This window comes from Aquabacterium sp. (assembly GCF_016195855.1).
Lineage (GTDB): Bacteria > Pseudomonadota > Gammaproteobacteria > Burkholderiales > Burkholderiaceae_C > Aquabacterium.
The window spans coordinates 82,661-106,954 of record NZ_JACPYU010000008.1 but is presented as its reverse complement, the minus strand read 5'-3'; the positions used below and the strand labels follow the sequence as shown (position 1 = coordinate 106,954).

20 protein-coding genes are annotated in these 24,294 nt (G+C 66.6%); 12 read left to right on the top strand and 8 right to left on the bottom strand.

The genetic code is table 11. The features are described from left to right. Positions 1-15: 15 nt before the first annotated feature. From HY019_RS07795 to HY019_RS07775, 5 genes are all read right to left on the bottom strand, one after another. A complete protein-coding gene (locus HY019_RS07795; RefSeq protein ID WP_290689939.1) occupies positions 16-1,206 on the bottom strand; it encodes a DegT/DnrJ/EryC1/StrS family aminotransferase in 1,191 nt (396 codons plus the stop codon). Continuing rightward, the gene (locus HY019_RS07790) at positions 1,203-2,336 is read right to left on the bottom strand and encodes a glycosyltransferase family 2 protein (RefSeq protein WP_290689936.1); all 1,134 of its coding nucleotides are present in this window, start codon (positions 2,334-2,336) and stop codon (positions 1,203-1,205) included. Before HY019_RS07790 ends, HY019_RS07795 begins: the two co-directional genes overlap by 4 nt. 9 nt (positions 2,337-2,345) lie before the next feature. Beyond that, positions 2,346-3,476 carry a glycosyltransferase gene (locus HY019_RS07785; protein WP_290689935.1) on the bottom strand — a complete coding sequence of 377 codons (1,131 nt, stop codon included), beginning with the start codon at positions 3,474-3,476 and terminating at the stop codon, positions 2,346-2,348. Then, positions 3,473-4,138: an acyltransferase gene (locus HY019_RS07780; RefSeq protein WP_290689933.1), complete on the bottom strand. Its 666-nt coding sequence runs from the start codon at positions 4,136-4,138 to the stop codon at positions 3,473-3,475. Before HY019_RS07780 ends, HY019_RS07785 begins: the two co-directional genes overlap by 4 nt. Before the next feature lie 139 nt (positions 4,139-4,277). Continuing rightward, complete coding sequence (locus tag HY019_RS07775; RefSeq protein WP_290689931.1) at positions 4,278-5,711, bottom strand: teichoic acid transporter; 1,434 nt, start codon at positions 5,709-5,711, stop codon at positions 4,278-4,280. 95 nt (positions 5,712-5,806) lie between these two features. Here HY019_RS07775 and lysS point away from each other — a divergent pair, with 95 nt between their 5' ends. The 3 genes from lysS (at position 5,807) to HY019_RS07760 (ending at position 11,113) form a co-directional block, all read left to right on the top strand. Further along, complete coding sequence (gene lysS, locus HY019_RS07770) at positions 5,807-7,333, top strand: lysine--tRNA ligase (RefSeq protein ID WP_290689930.1); 1,527 nt, start codon at positions 5,807-5,809, stop codon at positions 7,331-7,333. A 183-nt stretch (positions 7,334-7,516) separates the two neighbouring features. Then, on the top strand, positions 7,517-9,658 hold the full coding sequence (locus tag HY019_RS07765; RefSeq protein WP_290689929.1) for an FUSC family protein: 2,142 nt from the start codon (positions 7,517-7,519) through the stop codon (positions 9,656-9,658). Between the two features lie 216 nt (positions 9,659-9,874). Beyond that, positions 9,875-11,113: an autotransporter outer membrane beta-barrel domain-containing protein gene (locus HY019_RS07760; protein ID WP_290689924.1), complete on the top strand. Its 1,239-nt coding sequence runs from the start codon at positions 9,875-9,877 to the stop codon at positions 11,111-11,113. An 11-nt stretch (positions 11,114-11,124) separates the two neighbouring features. Here HY019_RS07760 and HY019_RS07755 read toward each other — a convergent pair whose 3' ends face one another. The 3 genes from HY019_RS07755 to HY019_RS07745 form a co-directional block, all read right to left on the bottom strand. Beyond that, positions 11,125-12,741: a caspase family protein gene (locus HY019_RS07755; protein ID WP_290689921.1), complete on the bottom strand. Its 1,617-nt coding sequence runs from the start codon at positions 12,739-12,741 to the stop codon at positions 11,125-11,127. A gap of 18 nt (positions 12,742-12,759) precedes the next feature. Then, entirely contained in the window at positions 12,760-13,368 is a 609-nt protein-coding gene (locus HY019_RS07750; RefSeq protein ID WP_290689919.1) for an OmpA family protein, read from the bottom strand. A gap of 210 nt (positions 13,369-13,578) precedes the next feature. Beyond that, on the bottom strand, positions 13,579-14,241 hold the full coding sequence (locus tag HY019_RS07745; RefSeq protein ID WP_290689916.1) for a PEP-CTERM sorting domain-containing protein: 663 nt from the start codon (positions 14,239-14,241) through the stop codon (positions 13,579-13,581). A gap of 182 nt (positions 14,242-14,423) precedes the next feature. Here HY019_RS07745 and HY019_RS07740 point away from each other — a divergent pair, with 182 nt between their 5' ends. The 9 genes from HY019_RS07740 to HY019_RS07700 all read left to right on the top strand — a co-directional run bounded on the left by HY019_RS07740 (position 14,424) and on the right by HY019_RS07700 (position 24,240). Further along, positions 14,424-16,670 (top strand): molybdopterin-dependent oxidoreductase, encoded by a 2,247-nt coding sequence (locus tag HY019_RS07740; protein WP_290689915.1) that lies wholly within the window; start codon positions 14,424-14,426, stop codon positions 16,668-16,670. Between the two features lie 14 nt (positions 16,671-16,684). Next, positions 16,685-17,275, top strand: coding sequence for a hypothetical protein (locus HY019_RS07735; protein WP_290689911.1), 591 nt, complete (start codon positions 16,685-16,687; stop codon positions 17,273-17,275). A 64-nt stretch (positions 17,276-17,339) separates the two neighbouring features. Then, positions 17,340-18,032, top strand: a complete 693-nt coding sequence (locus HY019_RS07730; protein WP_290689904.1) for a TlpA disulfide reductase family protein — start codon at positions 17,340-17,342, stop codon at positions 18,030-18,032. Between the two features lie 158 nt (positions 18,033-18,190). Continuing rightward, entirely contained in the window at positions 18,191-18,652 is a 462-nt protein-coding gene (aroQ, locus tag HY019_RS07725; RefSeq protein ID WP_290689901.1) for a type II 3-dehydroquinate dehydratase, read from the top strand. Between the two features lie 83 nt (positions 18,653-18,735). Then, positions 18,736-19,200, top strand: coding sequence for an acetyl-CoA carboxylase biotin carboxyl carrier protein (gene accB / locus HY019_RS07720; RefSeq protein ID WP_290689897.1), 465 nt, complete (start codon positions 18,736-18,738; stop codon positions 19,198-19,200). Positions 19,201-19,212: 12 nt separating this feature from the next. Beyond that, positions 19,213-20,562, top strand: coding sequence for an acetyl-CoA carboxylase biotin carboxylase subunit (accC, locus tag HY019_RS07715; protein WP_290689895.1), 1,350 nt, complete (start codon positions 19,213-19,215; stop codon positions 20,560-20,562). A gap of 25 nt (positions 20,563-20,587) precedes the next feature. After that, a complete protein-coding gene (gene prmA, locus HY019_RS07710) occupies positions 20,588-21,520 on the top strand; it encodes a 50S ribosomal protein L11 methyltransferase (protein WP_290690116.1) in 933 nt (310 codons plus the stop codon). A 107-nt stretch (positions 21,521-21,627) separates the two neighbouring features. Further along, positions 21,628-23,310, top strand: coding sequence for a DUF3426 domain-containing protein (locus tag HY019_RS07705; protein WP_290689893.1), 1,683 nt, complete (start codon positions 21,628-21,630; stop codon positions 23,308-23,310). A gap of 24 nt (positions 23,311-23,334) precedes the next feature. Beyond that, the gene (locus HY019_RS07700) at positions 23,335-24,240 is read left to right on the top strand and encodes a carbohydrate kinase family protein (RefSeq protein WP_290689891.1); all 906 of its coding nucleotides are present in this window, start codon (positions 23,335-23,337) and stop codon (positions 24,238-24,240) included. Positions 24,241-24,294: the final 54 nt, after the last annotated feature.

Genomic DNA, 24,294 nt, shown 5'->3' with positions numbered 1-24,294 from the left:
GGCATGCAGCGCGGCTCACTTGCCAAAGGCCTTGCGCACGGCCTTGATGACACGCTCGACATCGTCGTCCGTCATCTTGGTGTACAGCGGCAAGGTCACCATGCGCTCGTAAGCCTTCTGGCTGTGCGGGAACTGCTCGGGCTTGAGGTCGTAGCGCTCCTTCCAGTAGGGGTGCAGGTGCAGCGGGATGTAGTGCACGCTCACGCCGATGCCATCGGCAAACAGGCTGTCGATCAGCTGGTCGCGGTTGATGGTGGCCTCGTCCGTCAGGCGCACCACATACAGGTGCCAGGAGTGCAGGTCACCGGCATGCTGCGGGCGCGGCGGCAGGATCAGGGGCAGGTCGGCCAGGGCCTCGTCAAAGCGGGTGGCAATCTGCTCGCGGCGCACCTGGAAACCCGTGACGCGTTGCAGCTGGTGCAGGCCCAGCGCGGCGGCGATGTCGGTCAGGTTGTACTTGAAGCCGGGGGCCACGATCTCGTAATACCAGCTGGGCACCTTGGCCGTGAAGCGGTCAAAGGCATCGCGGTTGATGCCATGCAGGCGCATGACCTTGGCGCGTGCGGCCAGTTGGGGATCACGCGTGACCAGCATGCCACCTTCACCCGTGGTCATGGTCTTGTTGGCGTAGAAGCTGAAGACCACGGCATCGCTTTGCAAGGTGCCGATCAGCTGTTTCTTGTAAGTCGTGGGCAGCGCATGCGCCGCGTCTTCCACGATCTTCAAGTTGTGCTTCTTCGCGATCGCGAAGATGGCGTCCATGTCCACCGACAGGCCCGCGTAGTGCACGGGCATGATGGCCTTGGTACGCGGCGTGATCATGGCTTCGATGGCGGCCGGGTCGATGTTGAGCGTGGCGGGATCGATGTCCACCAGCTTGACGTCGGCGCCCAGGTAGCGCACCACTTCGGCGGTGGCCGTGAAGGTGTGCGTGGTGGTGATGACCTCGTCGCCAGGGCCGATGCCCAGGGCTTCCAGCGCCAGGTGCAGGCCGGCGGTCGCCGAGTTCACGGCAATGGACTGCAGGCTCTCGTCACCCACGTCACCGCCGAGATAGGCCGTGAAAGCCTGCTCGAACTTGCGCGCCTTGGGGCCGGTGGTGACCCAGCCCGAACGCAGGGTGTCGACCACTTCCGCGATCTCTTCCTCGCCGATTTCAGGCAGCGCGAAAGGCAGGAAGGGCAGCTTGTCGTTGGAGGAACTCATGCGGGTCTCTTTCGATATCCAGGGCGTGTGAGGCGGCCAAAGGCAGGGTCGGGGCGGCGGCGTACGATGGCATCCCACCAGCCACGCAGTGAGCCCAGGCCATAGCCAAAATGGTAGGCCGCGATCACGTCTGGCAGGTGGCGCAGCAGCTCGCGGCCTTGCTGGCGCGCGATGCTGAAACTGATGGCGTAGACGGCCACGCCATAGGTCGCAGCCAGGGCCAGCAAACCACCCGCGCTGAGCAAGGTCACCCAGATCGCCACGGTGCGAAACGCGCTCAGCGGCATGGGCCCCACAGTCAGGCTGCCCACCAGGGTCAACAAGGCCAACAGCATCAGCGCGCCCACAAACAGGCCGGGGATCAGGTGGCGCAGGGCCGCGGCCTGGCCGTGCTTCTTCATGACGAAGGGCTTCCAGTAACCGTATTGGCGGTACTGGCGGAACACGTCCATCTTGCTGGCTCGCGGGAAGTAGGTGGAGCGGATGCGGGCCGATTGCCAGATGCGCCCGCCGCCCTTGTGGATGCGCAGATTGTGTTCGTCGTCCTGGTTGCGCACCAGGGTCTCGTCGAATCCACCGAAGCGCTCGAAGGTCTGGCGCGGCCAGGAGCCAAGGTAGACCGTATCAACCTCGCCCTCGTAGGCCAGGTCACGCGACAAGGCGCCACCGGCCACCAGCCGCGATTGAAAGGCCGCGGCGATGGCGCGTTGCACCGTGCCTTGCGGGCCTTCAAGGCCTTGCGCCTTCCAGGGGCCACCCACGTTGTCGGCACCCGTGCGTTGCCAGGTGGCCAGGCACTGGGCGATGTAGTCGTCGGCGTAGACGGTGTGCACGTCCAGGCGCACGATGAACTCGCCTTGGGCCTGCTCGATGCAGCGGTTCAGGCCGCAGGACACGATGCGCCCGGGGTTGTCGATCGTCACAAAGCGCGCGTCCTGTGCGCAGAACGCGGCCAGGCGCTCACGCGTGCCGTCGTCGCTCAGACCGTCGGCGATCAACACCTCCAGCACCCAGCCCTCGGGCACGGTTTGCGCGGCCACGCTGCGGCAGAAGGGCTCGATGAAATCGCGCTCGTTGCGGCAAGGCACGATGACCGAGATCGTCCGGGGGCTGGCAGACACGCTGTTCATGAGGCCGGGTCAGCGCGCAGAAGCACGTGGGCGCTGCATGCGCGGCACCGTGGGGTGCAGCAGCTTCTGGTAGAGGCGCCACATGGCGTCCATCTGCCCGCGGCGCGAGGCATCGCGCTCGATGCGCTCGCGGTTGTGCAGGCCCATCTGCGCTGCCTGCGCCGGGTGGTCGTAAGCCGTGACCAGGGCTTGCGTGACGGCGTCCACATCGCGCACAGGCACGATCCAGCCGCCACGCTCGTCGATCCATTGGCGGTTGGCCGGCAGGTCGGTGGCGATGATGGGCAGGCCGCAGGCCATGGATTCGAGCACCGACACCGAAGTCGCATCGCTGGTGGGCACCGACACGCTCACACGGCTGCGCTGGATGGCATTGACCATCTCGACATCGCCCACGCGGCCATGGAAGCGCACTTGCTGCAGCAGACGCAGCTCCTGCACACGGGCTTCGAGCGTGGCCTGCATGGCGCCGCCGCCCAGCAGATGCAGGCGGGCATGCGAATGCGGGCGCAGCATCAGAAAGCGCGAAAAGGCCTCCAGGATCAGGTCGATGTTGTAGTTGGGCTCCCAGCTGCGCAGGCTGATGACATCGAAGTCCTCGCCCGGGTCACCCGGCACGAACTTGTCTGTGTCAGCGCCCCACAGGATCTGATGGCAAGGCGCAGACGGGTGATAGCGCGCGATCTCGTCGAGCATGTCCATCGAGTCCGCCGTGATCAGGTCGGCGTGCCGCAAGGACCAGCCCACCACGGCCCGCATCACGCGGCTCTCACGCGGCGTGACCAGGATGTCGCTGCCCCAGGCAGTGAGCACCGTGGGCAGCTTGAGGCCACACATCGCCGCCCACAGGCCGTAAGACGTCACGTAATGGCCATGCACCAGCGTGGGCTTGAAGCGTTTGGCCACCTCGCGGGCCACGCGGCGCACCTGGGGCAAGGCCTTGAACCAGCTGAGCTTGTCATTGCCCGGCGCAATGGCGATCACCTCGCGCGCACCGGGCACCTCGGCCGGCTGGCGCGTGATGACGATGGCCTCGGCACCACGCTCGACGGCAGCGGCCACCCAGCGGCGCGTGTGCACGCTGTCCGCATCGGCAAAGAACAGGATGCGCGCAGGCGCGTCATCGGCACGGCGGCTCATGCGGGCTCCTGATCAGAGGCGGCATCCGGTGCCGATGCATGCCCGTTGAGGGCGCGGCGCAGGTTGTCCTTGCCTGCCCACTGCGCATACAGCGCGTGCAACTCGGGATGGCGTTGCAGCAGGGCACGATCGATCTCGCGCGAGTCCCCCATCACCACGGCCGGCTTGCCTTGGGCTTGAGGCCCGACGATGGCGAAGTCCGGCACCACGCCCGACACGAAGCTGTAGCCCTGCACGATCACGCCCTTGCCGATCTGGGAACCCGGCGCGATCACACTGTGCGGCCCGATGAAGCTGTAGGCCCCGATGCGGGTGGACTTGCGCACATAACCCGCCGGATTGGGGTCATTCACATAACGGCGCCCCATCACCCGCACCGACTTGTGGCTGGAGTGACTGAGGATGGACGCGTAATTGGTGACCTGCACCCCTTCTTCGATCAACAGCCCATTGGAGCCGTCGATGCGGTTGAAGTGGCCGATGAAGACGTGGTCGCCCAGCTTCAGGCCCTCTTGCCCTTCAAAGCAGGTGTGCGTGCTCACGCGCGTATGGGCGCACCAGGACCCATCGGCATTGGCCCAGCCGTACACGATGCGGGGGCCGGTGAAGGCCGCCAGCACGCGCACCAGGGGTTGCTTGAGTCTCTGGATCAGGGCCGACATGTCAGGAAGGGAAAACCGTACGCGCCTGCAGGCGCAACTTGGGGCGAAACCCCGTATTGTCCCTGATCCGATCCGCTTACCTGAAACCTCGCTCAGGTAAACCGATCACGGGCCCCGCGAACCAGTGGTGACGTGCGCGTCAAGTGCCCTCGTCGACCCTGGTCAAGCCCGATTGCCACAGCGCCCGCACCGGCAGCCCCGCGTGCTTGAGAAACACCCCGTACGCCGCGACGATGGCCAGGATGTAGCCCGCGCTCGACGCCACGCCCGCGCCCAGCGGCCCCCACAGCGGCACCAGGAACCAGCCCAGGCAGAAGCTGATGCTCAGCGACATGCCCGCGATGGCACCCGACAACTGCGGGCGCCCCAGGTGGTTGGTATAAAACGCTGACAAGCTGGACGCCGCCGCATACGCTGCCACACCCGGCAACAAGGCCGCCAGTGGCAGCAGCGAGGCCTCATACGCCGGCCCCATCACCCAGGGCAGCCCCCACCAGGCCAGGCCCAGCAACACCGGCGCGGCCAGCAAGGTGGACAGCACATTGATGCGCACCGCCTGCACCGTCATGGCCGCCGCGATCTTCGTGTCCGGGTGCCCGATGCGTGAATAGACCGACACCGTCACCGAAGACGACAGCAACCACAGCAACTCGGCCGCCGTCACGGCCACGGAATACACGCCCGCCGTGCTCAGACCATGAAAGCGCTCAACCAGGAAGAGCGAGGCACGGTAATTCAGCAGCCCGATCACGTTGGTGACGCCGATGGTGGCAATGAAAGGCCACTGCGCCAGCCAGCTCGGTTGCGGCAGGTGAAACGCCGTCAGGCGCGACGCGCTCATGCGTTCAGCCAAGGCCTCGTCGCGGTGACGCGCATTGCGCAGGGCATAAAAAGCCGTGACCACGGCGACCACCGACTTGCCGCTCACCCAGGCAATCAGCACCAGCAAGACCGTGGACTTGTTGCCCAGGCCACCTTGCCCGCCCTCCGTGATCCACCAGGCACCCGCCAGCCCTGCCAGCACGGACGCCGGCGCCGACACCTGGGCCACATTGATCGGCCACATGCGCCCCTCACCCAGCCACAAGCCCGTGGCCGTGGGCACCAGCAAGAGAAACGGAGCGGCCAGCGCCAGCAGCCACAGATAGGTATAGGGCATGCTCTCGGCCCACCAGGACACGACCACCAGCCCTCCAGCCGCCAACAGCCCCAGGGCCACCGCCGCACGCAATACGCCACGCAACATGGGCAGCGCCTTGGCGTGCTGGCCATCGGTCTGCTGCGAAATCTGACGTGCCAGCCACAGGCCCAGGCCGGAAAACAGCGTCAACAAGCCCGACTCGACCGCCACGAACAGCGCAAACGCGCCCTGCACCTTGGGCCCGTGGCGCGCCACCGTCACCGTGATGGCCAGCCCCAGGCCCACCATCATCAATTTGGCGACCAGGTTGCCCAGGGCGGCCTTGGGCAGCGCCTGCAAGGCCTGACGCAAGGCCGCCAGCCGCCCGGCAGGGGCAGCGGCGCCAGATGAAGCCCCCTGAACAGCTGGTGGGCGGTGATCTTGAACAGACATGTTCGCCATTGTCGCCCAGGGTTTCATACAATCTAGGGTTTGGCCCGATCAGGCCCCATGATCAGGCCCCACCTTTCGCCTCCCGCTTTCCCGCCATGACCACGCACCAACACCCCACGCAAGAGCCCGTTCCCGCAGAGCTGATGGTCGACACCAACAAACTGGTGGCCGAACGCCGCGAGAAACTGGCTGCCATTCGTGCCCAGGGCGTGGCCTTCCCCAACGACTTCAAGCCCGCTGACCGTGCGGCTGCCCTGCACGCCGCCCACGACGGCACCGAGCCAGAGCCGCTGGAGGCACAAGCCGTCCAGGCCAGCGTCGGTGGCCGCCTGATGCTCAAGCGCGTGATGGGCAAGGCCTGTTTCGGCACCCTGCAGGACGCCACCGGCCGCATCCAGGTCTATGTGACCCTGGACGCCGTGGGCGCCGAGGCCCTGCAGGCCTTCAAGCACTGGGACCTGGGCGACATCCTGGGTGCCGAGGGCACGCTGTTCAAGACCAAGACCGGTGAGCTGTCCATCAAGGTCACCCGCATCCGCCTGCTGACCAAGGCCCTGCGCCCCCTGCCCGACAAGTTCCACGGCATGACCGACCAGGAACAGAAGTACCGCCAGCGCTATGTGGATCTGATCGTCGACGAAGAGTCGCGTGGCCGCTTCATCGCCCGCTCCAAGGCCGTGGCCTCGATCCGCAGCTTCATGGTGGACAACGGCTTCCTGGAAGTCGAAACGCCGATGATGCACCCCATCCCCGGCGGCGCCAATGCCAAGCCCTTCACCACGCACCACAACGCGCTGGACCAGGAGATGTTCTTGCGCATCGCGCCCGAGCTGTATCTGAAGCGCCTGGTCGTGGGCGGCTTCGAGCGCGTGTTCGAGATCAACCGCAACTTCCGCAACGAAGGCGTGTCCGTTCGGCACAACCCCGAGTTCACGATGATGGAGTTCTACGCGGCTTGGTGGAACCACCGCGACCTGATGGACTTCACCGAATCCATCCTGCGCCACGCGGCACAAGCCGCCGTCGGCACCGCCAAACTCACCTACGGTGGCAAGGAAGTCGACCTCGAATCGCCCTTCACCCGCCTGACCGTGCGCGAATCCCTCATCCAGATCGCTGGCCTGAGCCCTGAAGAAGCCGACAGCAGCGAAGCCCTGCACGCCAAGCTCAAGTCCCTGGGTGAAGAGCCGCCTGCGCGCTGGAGCCTGGCCGAGCTGCAGTTCGGCATGTTCGAAGCCGCCGTGGAAGAAAAGCTGTGGCAGCCCACCTTCATCATCGACTACCCCGTCGAGGTCTCGCCGCTGGCCCGCGCCTCTGACACCAACCCGGCCATCACCGAGCGCTTCGAGCTGTTCATCACCGGCCGCGAATACGGCAACGGCTTCAGCGAGTTGAACGACCCGGAAGAGCAAGCCGCCCGCTTTGCCGCGCAAGCCAGCGCCAAGGATGCCGGCGACGAAGAAGCCATGTACTTCGACGCCGACTACATCCGCGCCCTGGAATACGGCCTGCCGCCCACAGGCGGCTGCGGCATCGGCATCGACCGCCTGATGATGCTGCTGACCGACGCGCCCAACATCCGTGACGTGATCTTGTTCCCTGCCTTGCGCCGCGAAGCCTGAACACCCAGGCGCAATCCAGAGCCCCTGCTCTGGCCAGACAAGCCCGGCTTCCAGTAAGCTGGGCTTTTTTATTTGCGGGCCTTTAACGCCCCGGTCAGCGTGCCCCCACTGCCCAGACCTCCCAGCCTTGCAAGCCTTCCCGGAGCGGCCCATCCAGCGCATCCTGCCCATTGGCCCGCCCCCGTGCTCAATGGCCTCAGCGTCGGAGTGGGCCTGGCCTGCCTGACCGCCATCGTGGGTGCCCTGGCCGGCATGCCTGCAGCCATCACGGCGGCCTCGGGCGCCTCCACTGCCAGCGTGGCCGACACCGTGTGCGCCCCCCAGGCCAAATGGCAACAGATGCTGCCGGCCGTGCTGAGCACCCTGCTCGTGGCGGCACTGGTTGCGCTGAGCCACCCCTCGCTGCTCTGGCTGACCGTGGTCGTGCTGCTGACCACCTTCACCTCCATCTTCTGGATGGCCTGGGGCAAACGCGGCGGCCCACAGACCTTCGTCATGATCCTGACGCTGGTCTTCCAGATGGCCGCCTTCAGCCAACAACCCATGAGCCTGGCGCAAGCCGGGCAGCACCTGCTGTGGGTGGGCCTGGGTGCAGCCGGCATGGCGGCCTGGTCGGCCTTGAGCATCCGCGTGCTGGCCCGCCGCTACCGCACGCTGGCATTGGCAGACAGCCTCCAGGCCTTGGCGAAGATGATGCGCTCGCAGGCGCAATGGACCCAATCACATCAACCAGGCCAGGCCAAGGGCCAGCGCGAGGCCTTGCTGACACTGATCGCGCAACAGGCCGGCATCGCCGACGTCTTCCAAAGCGCGCGCGACCTGCTCTACAGCCAGGCTGAAGCCCCTGGCTGCACCCCGCTGACGCGCCGCCAGATCGAAGGCCTGATCCACATCGTCAACCTGCGGGACGTGGTGCAGGCCTGCCAGCTGGACCTGGACCGCCTGCCCGATCAAGCCGAGACCGCGCAGGTCGTGGCCAGGGTCGCCGCACAACTGATGACGCTGGCCGACCAGCTCGACAACATGGCACTTTGCTGGCGCACGAACCGGCGCTGGCCCCCAAAGGCATCGCCATCGCCGGACATGGCATGGCCTGACTCGCCCGACGCTCCCCCCGTCTTGGTCTCCCTAGGGCGCCGCTGCCGCCACATGCAGGCCCTGGTGGCGCTCATCGCGCAAAGCCACGACGAAGCCCACCAGCCTGTGCACCAAGCCGCGCAGGACACGATCTTGCGCACCCTGGTGTCACCCACGCAGTGGACCTGGGGCCCCCTGAAGGCACAACTGCGCCTGCAGTCCCCCGTGCTGCGTTATGCCATGCGGGCCACCCTGGCCATGGCCTGTGCCGATGCCCTGGCCCATGTGCTGCCCTGGACCAGCCACCCGCACTGGCTGCTGATGACGGTGGCCGTGGTCATGCGCGGCAACCTGGAGCAGACCCTGGCGCGCCGCGATGCGCGTGTGCAAGGCACCTTGGTCGGGTGCCTGATCGCATCGGCCTTGCTCAGCAGCGCAGGCCACACCGCCTGGCTCTTCCTGGCCCTGGCCATTGCCTTGAGCCTGGCGCATGGCTTTGTGCTCATCAACTACCGCGTGACGGCTGCCGCCGGTGCGGTGCTGGCCCTGGTGCAAGGCCACCTGTTCAACCCCACCGATCACCCGGCCCTGCTGGACGCGGCCGAGCGCCTGGGCGACACCCTGATCGGCGCGGCCCTGGCCTGGGCCTTCAGCTATGTGCTGCCTTCATGGGAGCGGCAGCAACTGCCCCGCCTGGCACAGCGCCTGATGCAGGCCCAGGCGCACTACACCCACCACGCCTTGCGCTGGCATCTGGCCCACCCGCGTTCATCACGGCGCAGCCTGGCCAGGCGCGAGGTCTATGACGTGCTGTGGCTGCTCAGCCAGTCGCTGCAGCGCATGGCCAAGGAGCCACGCCGCACCCAGGGCTGGGCCACGGCACTCGAATCGCTGCTGGTCCACAGCAACCGCCTGATCAGCCAGTTGTCGGCCATCAAGGGCCTGCTGACGGTGCGGCACCAGGAGCTGGATGAGGCCATCGTGGCCCCTGCCTTGCAAAAGGCCGAAGCCCAGATTCGCGCCTCGCTGCAGGGTGAGGCCGCACCAGCGGTGAACGCTGCAAGCCCGGTTCAGCCCGCCCCCACGGCCATGCCAGATGACATCAGCCCTGTGCCCGAGGCCGACTCCCCCAGGCTCACCGGGGACCTGAACCACTGGCTGATGCTGCGCCTGGCCCAGACGGTGGAAGAAGCGCGCCTGCTCAACCTGGCCGCTGCCCAGTTGAATCCGGATCGCGAAACGCTGTGACAAGGTGACACCATAAAGCGGGTGTGCGTCCCCCCGCACAGGGGACGTCGCAGGGCGCGCAGTGTGAAAAAATCGCGGCCACAAACACATCGTCACCTGCGCGCTTGCGCGTGACGTCACAAACATCAGGGAGGCACCTTGCGGTGCCAATTTGGGCCAGCCTCACCATGGGCAGGCCTATGTGGCTTCACGCGTGCGCATCACCTTTTACCTCGCATGCTGAAGTCCAGAAGCTCTCTGGTGGCCGTCAGTGCCGCCCTCACCGCCCCTTTTGCCGCGCCTGTGGTCACCCACGCGGCCTGCTCGGCTTACGTCACCTCGACTCCAGATCTGCCAGGCGACCCCTCACAACAAGGCAGCGTCACCACGACGCTGCGGGCTGCAACGATCAAGGGCACCCCCTCCGCACGCCGAAGCCAGGCCGCAGCCGTCCCTCCGGGGTGGCCAGAGAGCGAACCCGATGCCGTCATCACGGAAGGGCCGCCCGATACCGTCATCATCGTGCCCTCGTCCGTCAGCGGCAGCGAGCCTGCCTGCGTGTCGGATGCCCTCGGCGCGCCCATCGCTGCGCAAAGCATGCGGCATGCGCGTGACCGGCTCATTCAAACCCAAAACAGCCTCGCGCAACTGCGCACCCTGCATCAGCAAGCCAGTGGTCTGCAGTTCCACCTGACGGGCAGCGACCAATCTCGTCGCGAAGGTGGCAACGCCGATGCCGGCACGCTGGCCCTGCGCGTCAGCCGTGTCGATCTGAACGCGGGCGCCGACTACCGCATCAACGACCAATGGGTCACCGGTGGCAGCATCGGCCTGGGCAACCCGCGCATGCGCTGGGATGGCAACCCCAGCCGCGTCGACGGCCACAGCGGCAACCTGACCGCCTACGGCATGTGGAGCCCCTCGTCTGCCAGCTTCGTCTCGGCGGCTTTCAGCATGGAGAGCACCCACTACACGCTGCACACCGAGGACGATGCCGAGCACGCCACCACGGGGGTCAACATGGGCCTGAGCGTGTCGGCCGGCTACGATTTCCAGCAAGGCAGCTGGACCTTCTCGCCTTATGTCCGCGCCGATGAAGTCGCCGCACGCATCGGCAGCTTCGGCAGCGAAAATGGCCGCACGCGCGGGCGCACCGGCTCGGTCAGCGCCGGCTCGCAGGTGCAGACCTCGGTGCCCACCAGCTGGGGCCTGATCGCACCGCATGCCCGCCTGGAGTTCACACAGATCACGGGTTGGCGCATTCAAGGTGACTCGGCTGCCACGTACGCCGCAGGCATCAGCGTGCTGCCCACACCCAACCCGCTGGTGCTGGACCGCCAGTTCGGCCTGTTCGGCATCGGGGCCTCGGCCGTGTTGCAACGCGGCCTGACCCTGTTCACCGACTACGACACCGGCTTTGCCCAGAAGGCCGTCAGCACCTGGCGCCTGACCTTCGGGCTGCGCAGCGAGTTGTGATCAAGCCGTGATCACATCGGCGCGAGCACGAAGTCACCGGCTTCGTGCCCGGCAAAGCCGATGGGCGCGTACTGCGGTTGCTGGGCAATGCTCAAGCGCCGCGCCAGGTGCGCAAAGCGCGCCTGCACACCCTGGAACAGCTCCTGCGCCGACACCGGTGCATTGACCTGGTCCAGCATGTCCAGCAGGCTGCGCGCAAACAGGGAGTGGTCCACACTGCCACCGTCTACCACCGGCTCCAGCCCGCCCGAGGTCATGGCCACGCGCACACGCTGGCGGGCCAGGTGGCTCAAGGGCCCTTGCCGTTGCGCCGCGCTCAAGGCCTGGTCCACCTGCGGGATCAGCGAGCGCGTCAAGGTGCCGGAGTAACAAGAGTCGGCGATCACCATCACATGGCGCGCCTGCATCGCAGCCAACTGGTCCGTCACGTCGATCACGGACACCCATTGCGCGATGTCCTTGTCGTCGCCATCCACCGGGATCCAGTAGCCACGCGCGGTGACCTGGTCCATCTGACCATGCCCGGCGTAATACACGACCACCTGGTCTTCAGGGCCTGCCTGCATGCGCAGGCGGTTGAGCGCGGCCAGCAGTTGCTGGCGCGTGGCGTTTTGCAGCAGCGTCACGTCAAAGCCAAAGCGCTTGCGCAAGGCCTCTGACACCGACTGCGCATCGGCCACGGGCGTGTCCAGGCGCGGCCAGTGCTGGTAGGCCTGGTTGGCCACCACCAGCGCCAGCCTGCGCCCCTTGAGCAAAGCCGCGGCAGGTGTGGGTGCTTCAGACGCCTTGGCCGCTGGCTGGGCAGACCGTTGCACCAGGGCCAGTTGGGCCTGCGCGACCACGCCATCGCGGTCCTGCGCCTGCACGAGCACCTCAGCCTGGCCCTCGCCCACCGTGACGGGGATGCTCAGGAAGCCCTGTTCATCGGGTGTTTGCACCTGGCCGTTGACCTTGACGGACGCCAGCCCGGCTGGCGCCAGCACCCGCGCGATCACGGTGGCGGGGCCCGCTTCGGCCTCCACCACCACGCGGCCATCGGCCGGGCGCGGCAAGGGCGTCGCCGCCGTGGGCGTGACAAAGGCGACACGAGGCTGTTCACGGTTGCTGTAGGCCAGACCAGCCACGGCACCGCCGCCAGCAGCGGTCAGCAACTCCGCCACCCGCGCTGAGTTGCGCGGTACGCCCAAGCCCTTGTCCAGCATGGCTGCCAGCCCAAACTGCGCGCGCGCCAGGCCTTGTGCCGCCGCCTTTTCATACCAGGCCTTGGCCAGGCCGTACTGGCCTTGCCGCTCATACAACTCGCCCACCGTGGCCTGCGCTTCGGGCACGCCATCGGCGGCCAGCGGCAACCAGACCTTGGTCGCGGCGCTGCTGGTGTCCTGCGCTTCGATGTACTCGCCGCCACCGGCCGCGCAATCCTTGGGCGCCACACGGGCCGCACGACGCGGCGTCACGCTGGTGGCAAACGCCCCCAGGCGCCGCACCTGCCCCGGGAACAGGCAATGCACCAGGCCATCGGCGGCCTGCGCATCTTCTTGCTGGGTGCGATCCAGCGAGTCAGCCCAGGTGAGGGGCGCCGCCAACAGGCAAGCCAGCCCCACTGCGGCGCTCACCAGCCGCATGCGCATCACACAGACCATGAGGGATCAGCCCGCGCGGAACTGCACGCGGCGATTGCGCGCGCTGAAAGGATCGGCCTTGTCCAGCGGCTTTTGCGCGCCCTTGCCTTCCACCATCAAGAGCTTGACCGGCAGCTTGCGCTCCTGCACGAGGTAATCGCGCACGGCAGCCGCGCGACGCAGCGAGAGCTTGTCGTTGTAGGTGGGGCGGCCCTTGGCATCGGTGTGGCCTTCGATCACGACCTTGACCGTGCCTTCGGTCAGCTTGATGCCATCGGCGATGGCGTTGAGCTGCTGGCGCGACTGCGGTGTCAACTCGGACGAGTCAAACCCGAACTGCACCGGCACCGACAAGGCACTGGCTTCACGCGCCGTGCTGACTGGCTTTTGCTCCAGCGCGGCAAAGGGCGAGCCCATGCCGCCAGCGGCGTTCAAACCACGTTGCTTGACGTTTTCGCTCGCGCCGCGCGACAGGATGTCGGCCACGTCCTGGGCGCTGGGGGTCTGGCCTTCCGTGTAGACCATGACGTTCTGAGCGAAGGCGCCTTGTGCAGCGCAGCTCAAGGCGGCAGCGGCAAACAGATGGGCGCAGGCGGTCGCAGCGCGACGCACCGCATGAAAGCGATGAGTGCTCATAAGAAACTCCCTTTTGATTTGGAATGCGGATACAGCGTGAAGCACCGATTCTCAAGCAAGCCCAGGTTGCATCCATGCGAGCGCCCCCACCACGATGGGTGGAGAATGTAAGCAATCGCATCGGCGGCGGGCCATGAAAAAGGCCACGGTCTGCGCGATGGCATCCGTGGCCTGCGTGAGGGCTGGCTCAGCCCCCATGGCTTGCACAACTCAAGCCTGAAACGCGCGACGACGGCGCAGCGACAAGCCCAGCACACCCACCAGCCCCAGGCTCATGGACACCACACTCGCTGGCTCAGGCACCGCGGTGATGGAGGTCACGTTGAAGGTCAGCGTGGAGCTGTCCAGGCCATCGCCCTTGAACACGGCGCCGTAGTGGGCAAAATAAGGGGCATCGAAATCGGCCAGGTTGATGCTGGAGGGCAGATTGCGGTCCAGCACATCCGACACGCCAGGGCGCGTCGCCAGCGTGAGCACGGCATACGCACCGCTGTAGGCCAACCCATCGAGCTTGACCCCGCTGCCGCTGAAGTCGATCTGCTCCTCATGGTTGCCGCCCAGGTTGTCACGGATGGTGGCGCCCATCGTCGACGTGGTCAGCTGCTTGCCCGCCAGGTTCACGTCGAACGACCCGATGCCGGTCAGGTTGTAGCTCACGAGCTGGAGGTTCAGCCCTGGGCCGATCGGGCCCGACTCAAAGTCGGGCTGGGTTGCCGTGTCATAGGTGATGACACCTGAGACTTCGGCGCCCAGCGCGACACCGAAATCGCCAGCCTTGTCGACCACACCGGTGAACTGGAAAGAGACGGGGGCGGCGTGGGCCACACCGAAAGCGAGCATGGCTGCCGCGCAAGCAAGATGCTTGATCTGCATGATTCCTCCTGAATGGATTTGATGGATGTATTGACCGCCAGCATGCGGCCGCTTTCAGCATACCAAGCTTGCCGAACGAGCCGCCATGCGTTCTATCCCTTGGCGCCCGCATTGACCTGGCTCAAGCCTTTCAGCACGCCTGCGCCATATCCGCTAGCATCACGGCCACCCTTCACTTCCTCATGGCCGCCATGTCGAACGCCCACACTGCCCACGCGCCCGCCCACGATGACACCCCGGTGGAGACGCGCCACGGCGTGTGCAACCTGTGTGAGGCCATCTGCGGGCTGACCTTTCAGGTCCAGGGCCGCAAGATCATCTCGATCAAGGGCAACGACGCCGACCCGCTTTCGCGCGGCCACATCTGCCCCAAGGCCGTCGCCTTGAAGGACCTGCACGAAGACCCGGACCGCCTGCGCCAGCCCGTCAAACGCGTCACAGAAAACGGCCAGACACGCTGGCAGGCCATCACCTGGGACGAGGCCTTTGACCTGGTGGTGGAAGGCCTGGCCCGCGTGCGCGAGCAACACGGCAGCAACGCCGTGGCCGTCTACCAGGGCAACCCCAGCGTGCACAACTGGGGCAACATCACCCACGGCCCGATGTTCTTCGGCCAGCTCAAGACACGCAGCCGCTTCTCGGCCACCTCGGTGGACCAGTTGCCCCACCACCTGGTCTCGCACTGGCTGTACGGGCACCAGCTGGCCATCCCGATTCCGGACATCGACCACACCCGCTTCATGCTGATCCTGGGTGGCAACCCGCTGGCCTCCAACGGCAGCCTGATGACCGTGCCCGATGTGCGCGCCCGCTTCAAGGCCTTGCGCGAGCGTGGTGGCAAGCTGGTCGTGATCGACCCCCGGCGCACCGAAACCGCCGCCGTGGCCGACGAGCACCATTTCATCGATCCTGGCACCGATGCGGCCTGGTTGCTGTCGGTCATCCACACGCTGTTTGATGAAGAGCTCGTTCGCCCGCAGCACCTCGAGCCCTTGCTGGACAACATCAAGGCCGTGCGCGATGCGGTAGCACCGTTCAGCCCCGAGGCCATGGCCGCACACACCGGCATCGACGCGGCCAGCACGCGCCGCCTGACACGCGAGATGGCCCAGGCCAATGGCGCCGTCGTGTATGGGCGCATGGGCTTGTCCACCCAGGCGCATGGTGTGATGTGCCAATGGGCCATCCAGGTGATCAACCTGCTGACAGGCAATGTGGACCGCGAAGGCGGCGCCTTGCTCACCAGCCCCGCCATCAACCTGATCCAGACCAAGCTGATGAGCGCGGGCCACTTTGATGCCTGGCGCAGCCGCGTGCGTGGCGCGCCCGAGTTCGGCGGCGAGCTGCCCGTGTCCGTGATGGCCGAAGAGATGCTCACGCCGGGCAAGGGCCAGATGCGCGCCCTGGTCACCTCCTGCGGCAACCCCGTGCTGTCCACGCCCAACGGCCGCCAGCTGGACGAGGCCCTGCGTGGCCTGGACTTCATGGTCTCCATTGACTTCTACCTCAACGAGACCACGCGCCACGCCCATGTGATCCTGCCGCCCACCTGCGGCGTCGAGCACGACCACTACGACCTGGTCTTCCTGCACCTGGCCGTGCGCAACATCGCGCGCTACAGCGAGGCCATCGTGCCCCCGGCCGAGGGCGCCCTGCACGACTGGCAGATCTACATGGAGCTGGCGCGCCGTTATGCCCGCCGCGTCTGGTCGCTGGAGCGCGCCAATGTGCCGCAGCGGCTGGCCGGCATGGCCACGCGCGGCATCATGGGCCAGCTGACACCCCGGCGCCTGCTGGCCATTGGCTTGAACCGTGCCAGCAAAGGCAGCAAAAAGGGGCTGACCATGAAGCAGCTGCTGGCCCACCCGCAGGGCGTGGACCTGGGGCCGCTGCAACCCTCGCTGGTCGAAGGCCTGCAAAAGCGCGGCCGCCGCATCGACCTGCTGCCGCTGGCCATCCGCCAGGAGCTGCCCAATCTGATCAAGGTCTTCCCGGCTGTCGCGACCAGTACGGCCGAGGCCATGGCGCCCACCGCTCGCCCCACCCTCAAGCTGATTGGCCGCCGCGACGTGCGCAGCAACAACTCCTGGATGCACAACAGCGCCCGCCTGGTGTCCGGCAAACCACGCTGCACCTTGTGGATCCACCCGCGTGACGCGGCCTCGCGCCAGTTGCAGGACGGCCAGACTGTGACCGTGGCCTCACGCGTGGGCCAGGTGCGCGTGCCCGTGCACGTGACCGAGGACATCCGCCCCGGCGTCGTCAGCCTGCCGCACGGCTGGGGACACGACCGCACCGGCACCGACATGAAGGTGGCCCAGGCCCACGCCGGCGCCAGCATCAACGACCTGACCGACGACCGCCTGACCGAACGCATCAGCGCCAACGCGGCTTTCAGCGCCGTGCCGGTCTGGATCGAAGCAGCCTGAACGACAATGTTGGGATGAGTCAAGCCAGCGCCGAGATTGCCGCCACTGCCGCCCGCATCGTCGTGGAAGAGGGCATGGAGTACGGCCCCGCCAAACGCCGTGCCGCCAAACAGCTGGGCCTGACTGGCCGCGGCGACCTGCCCGACAACGCCGAGGTGGAAGAGTCCGTCTTCGAGTACCTGGCCCTGTTCTGCGCCGACACCCAGCCGGCCGAGTTGCGTGCCTTGCGCGAGCTGGCCGCTGTCTGGATGGCGCGCCTGGCCGAATTCCGCCCCCACCTTGCTGGCGCCGTCTGGCGGGGCACGGCCACGCGCCTGAACGACATCCACCTGCAGCTGTATTGCGACGACAGCAAGTCCGCCGAGATCGCCATGCTCAACCAGGGCCTGGAATACGATGTGGGCAGCGTGCCCGGCCCGCGTGGCCACACTGTGGACCGCCTGAGCATGACCATCCCCTGCCCTGCGCTCAATGAGCCCATCGGCCTGCACCTGACCATCCTGGACGCCGATGACCTGCGCGGTGCGCTCAAGCCCGATGCACGCGGCCGCACCGAACGGGGCGATCTGGCCGCGCTCACGAAGCTGCTGGCGTCCACCGACTGAGCCCTGGATCGGCGCGGGCCCAAACCCGCCCTGAAGCCCCTTCAACCCATCACGCCAGCCTGTCATGACCCAAAAGCACACCACCCCGATGGCCAGCCGCGCCCGGGCCCAGACCGGGTCAACTCAAAGCGGCCAGGCCAACCGACGCATCCTGGTCCTGGCGGGCCTGGCCGCGGCAGCCGGCGGCGCCCTCGTCGCGCTGAAGCACCAGACCAGCCCACGCAGCCCGGGCAACCCAAACGGCGCCAACGAAACCGGCAAGCCCCCCGCGCCAGCGGCCCAAGCCGGCACGGAGGCCGCCTCGTCAGCCAGCGCCCCGCTGATCGTCGGCGACCAACTGAGCCCCGCCTTCTGGCAACAGCAGTTCGACACGCCCAAAGGCAGCCCGCTCACGCTGGCCATTGCTCAGGGCAAGCCCACCCTGCTCAACTTCTGGGCGACCTGGTGCCCACCCTGCGTCAAGGAGTTGCCCGAGCTGGACCGCTTCCACCGTGCATTTGGCCCCAAAGGCTGGAGGGTGATCGGCCTGGCCATCGACGGGCCGACCCCGGTCAAGGAATTTCTGGCCAAAGTCGGGGTAGGATTCGACATCGGGCTGGCCGGATTTGGCGGCACCGAACTCGCCCAGGCACTGGGCAACACGGCGGGCGGCCTGCCCTTTTCCGTGCTGATCGACGCCCAAGGGCGCGTCAGGCATCGCAAGATGGGCGCCACGCACTACGATGAGCTGGCCGCCTGGGCCAGCAAGATGGCCTGAACTTGCGCCAAAGCAGCCAAACCGGACAGATTTCAATGAAATGATGGATTTGCGCGCATTTGCGTCTAAAATCCGCCTACTTTCATTTTCTTGGCCTAGCTTGCAGGCGCCACACAGAGGCAAAACAGCCTCGGCACCCGCAGTCAAGCCAGAGACGCATGCAGATTCTTGTCCTCCATGGCCCCAATCTGAACCTGCTCGGCACCCGCGAGCCCCAGGTTTACGGCGCCACGACCCTGGAGCAGATCAACACTGGTCTGGTCAAGCACGCCGCTGCGCGTGGTGCCAGCTTGTCGGCCTTTCAGAGCAACCACGAAGGGGCCCTGATCGACCGCGTGCACGCCGCACGCACCGACGGCACCCAGTTCATCATCATCAACCCCGGGGCTTACACGCACACCAGCGTGGCCCTGCGTGATGCCTTCGCTGGCGTGGCCTTGCCCTTCATCGAAGTGCATCTGTCCAACGTGCATCGGCGCGAGCCCTTCCGCCACCACTCCTATTTCTCCGACCTCGCCGAAGGCGTGATCGTGGGGCTGGGGGCATCGGGCTACCGGCTGGCACTGGAAGCCGCGCTGGAAAAATTGAGCGCGCCAACATCTGGCACATCTGGCGGCTGACCTGGCCACATCCCGGCCGGCGTTCACCCGCACCACCCTTGAGCGTCACCCGCTCTCACCGCATTCCTGGAGAACCCACCATCATGGACCTGCGCAAACTCAAAACCCTGATCGACCTCGTGTCCGAGTCCAACGTTTCCGAACTCGAAATCACCGAAGCCGATGGCAAAGTCCGCATCGTCAAGGCCGGCGCCACGCCCGTGGTCATGGCCGCCCCCATGATGCAGCAGGCCATGCCTGTGGCCCAGGCGGCCCCGGTGGCCGCTTCTGCGGGTGCGCCTGCCGCCGTGGAAGCCGCCCCGGCCGAGGAAACCGGCCATGTGGTGAAGTCACCCATGGTGGGCACCTTCTACCGCTCGTCCAGCCCTGGCGCCAAGGCCTTTGCCGAAGTCGGCGACCAGGTCAAGGCCGGCCAGCCCGTGTGCATCATCGAAGCCATGAAGATCATGAACGAGATCGAGGCTGACCAGGATGGCACCATCACCAAGATCCTGGTCGAAAATGGCCAGCCAGTTGAATACGGCCAGCCTTTGTTCATCGTTGAATAAAGGGGTCTTGCCATGTTCAAGAAGATCCTGATCGCCAACCGTGGCGAGATCGCGCTGCGTATCCAACGAGCGTGCCGCGAAATGGGCATCCAGTCCGTGGTCGTCTACTCCGAGGCCGACCGCGACGCCAAGTACGTCAAGCTGGCCGACGAGGCCGTGTGCATCGGCCCGGCCCCTTCGGCGCAGAGCTACCTGCACATGCCGGCCATCATCTCGGCCGCCGAAGTGACCGATGCCGAAGCCATCCACCCCGGCTACGGCTTCCTGTCCGAGAACGCCGACTTTGCCGAGCGTGTGGAGCAAAGCGGCTTCACCTTCATCGGCCCGACGCCCGAGTCCATCCGCATCATGGGTGACAAGGTCTCGGCCAAGCAGGCCATGATCAAGTCCGGCGTGCCCTGCGTGCCCGGCTCTGAAGGCGCCCTGCCCGACGACCCCAAGGAAATCATCCGCATTGCCCGCACCGTGGGCTACCCGGTCATCATCAAGGCCGCAGGCGGCGGCGGTGGCCGTGGCATGCGCGTGGTGCACACCGAAGCGGCACTGATCCATGCCGTGCAGACCACGAAGGCCGAAGCGGGTGCCGCGTTCGGCAACCCCGAGGTCTACATGGAGAAGTTCCTGGAGCACCCTCGTCACATCGAAATCCAGATCCTGGCCGACACGCACAAGAACGCCGTGTGGCTGGGCGAGCGTGACTGCTCCATGCAGCGCCGCCACCAGAAGATCATCGAAGAGGCACCGGCACCGGGCATCAACCGCCGCATCATCGAAAAGGTGGGCGAACGCTGTGCCGCAGCCTGCAAGAAGATCGGCTACCGCGGCGCGGGCACCTTCGAGTTCCTGTTTGAAGACGGCGAGTTCTACTTCATCGAGATGAACACCCGTGTGCAGGTGGAGCACCCTGTCACCGAGATGACCAGCGGCATCGACATCGTGCAGATGCAGATCCGTGTGGCCGCCGGCGAGAAGCTGCCCTTCACGCAGCGCCAGATCGAGTTGCGCGGCCACGCCATCGAGTGCCGCATCAACGCCGAAGACCCGGTGAAGTTCATCCCCTCGCCCGGCCGCATCACGACCTGGCACGCACCCGGCGGCCCCGGCGTGCGCGTGGACTCGCATGCCTACACGAACTACTACGTGCCCCCCAACTACGACTCCATGATCGGCAAGATCATCGTGCACGGCGACACCCGCGAGCAGGCCCTGGCCCGCATGCGCACCGCCCTGTCGGAGACCGTGGTCGAAGGCATCCACACCAACATCCCGCTGCACCGCGAGTTGATGGTGGACGCCAAGTTCGTCGAAGGCGGCACCGACATCCATTACCTTGAAAACTGGATGGCTGCGCGCAAGCGTTGAGCCCGACCAGGCCACAGACATGCCCTTGTTTGAACTCACCCTGCTGGCCAAAGAGGCCGAAGTCGAAACCCTGAGCGACGCGCTCATGGAGATCGAGGCCTTGTCCGTGTCGGTTGAAGACGCTGATGCCGACACCGAACACGAAGAAGCCCTGTGGGGTGAGCCCGGCATGCCCGTGCCGCGCGAAGCCTGGCAACGCTCGACCATCAAGAGCCTGTTCCCCAACGAAGCCGAAGCCCTGGAGGCCGTGACCCTGATCCTCGCGCAGGACTGGGCCAGCGACATCCATGTGCAGGGCATCCAGCCCGTTGACGAGCAGGACTGGGTGCGCCTGACGCAGTCGCAGTTCCAGCCTGTGCCCATCACCGACAGCTTCTACATCGTGCCGACCTGGCATGAGGTACCCGCTGCCGCCAAGACCGTGATGCGCCTGGACCCGGGCCTGGCCTTTGGCACCGGCACCCACCCCACCACCCGCATGTGCCTGAAGTGGATCGCGCAAAACAGCGCGGCCTACCAGGGTCAGCGTGTGCTGGACTACGGCTGTGGCTCGGGCATCCTGGCCATTGGCGCCGCGCTGCATGGCTCCGGTGTGGTGGATGCGGTCGACATCGACCCCGCTGCCGTCGAGTCCACCAACGCCAATGCCGAGGTCAACCTGGCGCACCTCAAGGCCGCTGACGGCACGCTGCCCATCAACGCGGGCCTGCCTGATCTGGTGGGCGAGGCCAAAGCGGCTTACCCGGTCGTGCTGGCCAACATCCTGGCCACACCCTTGAAGATGCTGGCCCCGCTGCTGGCCGGCCATGTCGCGCCGGGCGGCCATCTGGTGCTCGCCGGCATCCTGGCCCGACAGGAGCAGGAACTCAAGGACGCCTACGCGGAAGTCGGCCTGCAACTGCAAGTGGCCAATTCCGAAGAAGGCTGGATCCTGATGACGGCGCAAAAGCCGGCCTGAATCAGGCTTCCAACGCGCCCTTGACCGGCTGGCGCCTCTATGCTGGCGCCCCCGCAGTTGCACGAGGCCAACAAAGAACAGCCCCATCGGTGACATAAACTGGCGCCATGAGCCTGGCCACGCGTTGTTCCCACTGCGGCACGATCTTCAAAGTCGTCCAAGACCAATTGAAGGTCTCGGAAGGCTGGGTGCGCTGTGGCCGCTGCAACGAGGTGTTCAACGCCCTGCCCGCGCTGTTCGACCTCGACAAGGACCCGCCGCCGCCCCGGCCCGCTCAGGCCAGCACGCCGCCCGTGAGCGAGCCGCCGCTGCCAGCCCCTGAGCCCGCGCCCATCACCGCCCCTATCACCGCCCCCAGCGATGAACGGGGTGATGAGCTGGGCTCGCAATCGCTGCTGTCAGAAGAAGAGCTGAACCTGGGCATCGAGTCCCAGCCGCCTGATGGTTGGGAGCGCACCCAGCCGGCGAACTTTGCAACGTCCCGCCTGCCCGCCGCTGAACCGGCCAGGCACACCTTGCAGGAAGACGACCTGGCGCTGGACCCGACACCCATCGAAGGCACCACCGATTTCGAGCTGGACACGTCCATCGCCGTGGACGACAACACGCCACTGGAAGTCGTGCTGGCCGCCACCTCGCGTGGCCGCGTGCCGCCTGCGCCAGCGCCCTTCCCGACCCATGAGCCCGCCCCCGAGCCCGAGCCCGCCTACATGCCGCAGGCGCCCATGGACCAGGCGCCGCAGCCCTGGCTGGACGAGCCCCCCGAGGACGTGCCCAGCACCGACGAGGCCGATGCGCTGGACTCGCGTTACCTCATGCCCTCGGAGCGCGAGCGCCGTGCCCCTCACCGTCGTGGACGCGGCCCCGAGTTCGCCGATGCCCAGTTCCCCAGCGACGCCATGATCGACGCCGAGGAAGACTGGGCCTCCGACTTCGGCCCCTCTTCGCTCGAAGACGACACACCGGCTCCCCCGCCCCCCGCACCCGGCCCGCTGCCCAAGCCTGGCGCCGTGTCGACATCGGCCCTGCGTGCACCGCTGGCGTCACCTGCCACCTCCCGGCCACCCCAGCGCGAATCCGAAGACGATTTGTCGACACAGCCCTCGCGCTTTGCCGACGAACAAGAAAACGAGCTGGCCCTGCCACCGCCCAGCGCGCGCCCCGGCAAGTCGGGCACACGCGGCCGCGCCCCGGGCGACCAGACGCCGGAGTTCCTCAAGCGCGCACAGCGCAAGGCCTTCTGGCGCCACCCGGCCGTGCGTGGCGTGCTGTCCTTCGTCGCCCTGAGCCTGCTGCTGACCCTGGGCCTGCAACTGGTCCACCAGTTCCGCGACCTGGTGGCCGCCTACCACCCCGCCAGCCGCCCGCTGCTCACGCAATGGTGCGAGGCGGTCGGCTGCAAGCTGGCGCCACCGCTGCGCCTGGAGGCCCTGCTGGTCGACAACCTGGAGCTCGTGCGCACCACCTCCGAAGGCCCCGACAGCTACCGCCTGACCGTGGTCGTGCGCAACCAGGCCGGCATCGACCTGGCCTGGCCCCACGTGGACCTGACCCTGACCGACGACAGCGGCGCCGTGATCGCGCGCCGCGTCTTCTCACCGCATGATGCGCAATGGCTGGACACCGCCGATGCCAAAGCCGACCTCAAGGCTGACGCAGCCCACCCGGCCAGCCCTGCCGCCAGCATCCCCACGGCCGCCCCCAGCCAGCGCAGCACCACGCTGCAATGGCGCCTGAAAGCGGCCGACATCCACCCGGCCGGCTACACCGCCGAGCTGTTCTACCCCTGACCTGATTCACCCCCGAGGATCACCATGTCCGTTCTGATCTGCGGCTCCCTGGCCTTTGACACCATCACCACCTTCCCCGGCCGATTTGCCCAGCAGATCCTGCCCGAGCAGGTCCACATCCTCAACGTGTCCTTCCTGGTGCCCACGCTGCGCAAGGAGTTCGGTGGCTGCGCCGGCAACATCGCCTACAGCCTCAAGCAACTGGGTGGCCACCCCCGCATCATGGCCATGCTGGGCAAGGACGGCGCCATCTACCGCAACCACCTCGACGGACTGGGCATGATGCTCACCGATGTGCGCATGGTGGAAGACGACTACACCGCGCAAGCCATCATCATCACCGACCAGGACAACAACCAGATCACAGCCTTCCACCCCGGTGCCATGGGGCAGGCCCACATGCAGAAGATCGAAGCCAACCCGGCGATCAAGCTGGCCATCATCGCGCCGGACGGCCGCGACGCCATGATCCAGCACGCGCGCCAGGCCCATGCCGTGGGCATCCCCGTCGTATTCGACCCGGGCCAGGGCCTGCCCATGTTCGATGGCGAGGAGCTCAAGACCTTCATCTCCCAAGCCACCTGGGTGACCGTCAACGACTACGAAGGCAAGATGCTGGCCGACCGCACCGGCAGCAGCCTGGCTGAGCTGTCCAAGTCGCACCTCAAGGGCCTGATCGAGACCCTGGGCGCCGATGGCTGCAATGTCTACATCCAGGGCGAGAAGACCCACGTGCCCGGCGTCAAGGCCTCGGCCGTGGTCGACCCCACCGGTTGTGGCGACGCCTTCCGCGGCGGCCTGCTTTACGGCCTGGCCAATGGCTGGGACCTGGTCAAGTCGGTGGCCCTGGCCAACCGCATCGGCGCCATCAAGATCGCCGCCGCCGGCCCGCAGAACTACACGCTGGACCGCGCCGCACTGGGCGTCTGAAAACTGGCAGGACAGAGGCGACCGCATGGCCGCCCCTTTTCCTGCACTTAGCGT

Coding starts and splice junctions, on each gene's coding strand:
- HY019_RS07795 (WP_290689939.1), bottom strand. CDS start 1,206: ATGAGTTCCTCCAACGACAAGCTGCCCTTCCTGCCTTTCGCGCTGCCT.
- HY019_RS07790 (WP_290689936.1), bottom strand. CDS start 2,336: ATGAACAGCGTGTCTGCCAGCCCCCGGACGATCTCGGTCATCGTGCCT.
- HY019_RS07785 (WP_290689935.1), bottom strand. CDS start 3,476: ATGAGCCGCCGTGCCGATGACGCGCCTGCGCGCATCCTGTTCTTTGCC.
- HY019_RS07780 (WP_290689933.1), bottom strand. CDS start 4,138: ATGTCGGCCCTGATCCAGAGACTCAAGCAACCCCTGGTGCGCGTGCTG.
- HY019_RS07775 (WP_290689931.1), bottom strand. CDS start 5,711: ATGTCTGTTCAAGATCACCGCCCACCAGCTGTTCAGGGGGCTTCATCT.
- lysS (WP_290689930.1), top strand. CDS start 5,807: ATGACCACGCACCAACACCCCACGCAAGAGCCCGTTCCCGCAGAGCTG.
- HY019_RS07760 (WP_290689924.1), top strand. CDS start 9,875: ATGCTGAAGTCCAGAAGCTCTCTGGTGGCCGTCAGTGCCGCCCTCACC.
- HY019_RS07755 (WP_290689921.1), bottom strand. CDS start 12,741: ATGCGCATGCGGCTGGTGAGCGCCGCAGTGGGGCTGGCTTGCCTGTTG.
- HY019_RS07750 (WP_290689919.1), bottom strand. CDS start 13,368: ATGAGCACTCATCGCTTTCATGCGGTGCGTCGCGCTGCGACCGCCTGC.
- HY019_RS07745 (WP_290689916.1), bottom strand. CDS start 14,241: ATGCAGATCAAGCATCTTGCTTGCGCGGCAGCCATGCTCGCTTTCGGT.
- HY019_RS07740 (WP_290689915.1), top strand. CDS start 14,424: ATGGCCGCCATGTCGAACGCCCACACTGCCCACGCGCCCGCCCACGAT.
- HY019_RS07735 (WP_290689911.1), top strand. CDS start 16,685: ATGAGTCAAGCCAGCGCCGAGATTGCCGCCACTGCCGCCCGCATCGTC.
- HY019_RS07730 (WP_290689904.1), top strand. CDS start 17,340: ATGACCCAAAAGCACACCACCCCGATGGCCAGCCGCGCCCGGGCCCAG.
- aroQ (WP_290689901.1), top strand. CDS start 18,191: ATGCAGATTCTTGTCCTCCATGGCCCCAATCTGAACCTGCTCGGCACC.
- accB (WP_290689897.1), top strand. CDS start 18,736: ATGGACCTGCGCAAACTCAAAACCCTGATCGACCTCGTGTCCGAGTCC.
- accC (WP_290689895.1), top strand. CDS start 19,213: ATGTTCAAGAAGATCCTGATCGCCAACCGTGGCGAGATCGCGCTGCGT.
- HY019_RS07705 (WP_290689893.1), top strand. CDS start 21,628: ATGAGCCTGGCCACGCGTTGTTCCCACTGCGGCACGATCTTCAAAGTC.
- HY019_RS07700 (WP_290689891.1), top strand. CDS start 23,335: ATGTCCGTTCTGATCTGCGGCTCCCTGGCCTTTGACACCATCACCACC.